The sequence below is a fragment of the Pseudomonas sp. 51_B genome (assembly GCF_017491595.1).
Classification (GTDB): domain Bacteria; phylum Pseudomonadota; class Gammaproteobacteria; order Pseudomonadales; family Pseudomonadaceae; genus Aquipseudomonas; species Aquipseudomonas promysalinigenes.
Genome location: NZ_JAFGYW010000297.1, coordinates 1 through 476, shown reverse-complemented (window position 1 = coordinate 476; position 476 = coordinate 1). Strand labels below are relative to the sequence as shown.

Genomic DNA, 476 nt, shown 5'->3' with positions numbered 1-476 from the left:
GTACAACTCGGCACTGTTGAAGCGCAGCACGGTCTTCAGACCGGTCACGCCATCCTGCCGTGCCAGATAACGGCCGGCAGGATCACCCGTGGCCCACAGATCGATCTGGCCACTGAGCAGCTTTTTAGCGTTGTCCTGATCGCGCAGCACCACCACCGGTTTGAGGCCTTGCTTGGTGAGTGTCTCGGCAATCGCATCCCCCTTGTAGGCGCCGATCTTGTATTTGCGCGCGTCGTTGAGGGTGTCGAGGGTGATCTTGCTGTCAGCCTTGGCCAGCAGAATCCAGTCATCCGGGCCGATCGGGCCGACCCATTTGAACAGTCTTTCGCGATCGGGCAGGCGCGCCATGACGAAGGCCCCGTAACCGGGATTTTCCAGGGCGAGCTTGTAGACACGTTCCCAGGGGAAACGCAGGGTCAGGCTGTAAGTGAGGCCGGCGCGCTGGAACATCTCGCGAACGATGTCCGTGGCAATAC

The 476-nt window shown here is 60.7% G+C and carries 1 protein-coding gene; it reads right to left on the bottom strand.

All coding sequences use genetic code 11. The features are described from left to right. Positions 1 to 476: transporter substrate-binding domain-containing protein (locus J5M56_RS24915; RefSeq protein WP_207938051.1), on the bottom strand; the 476-nt coding region annotated here is incomplete at both ends.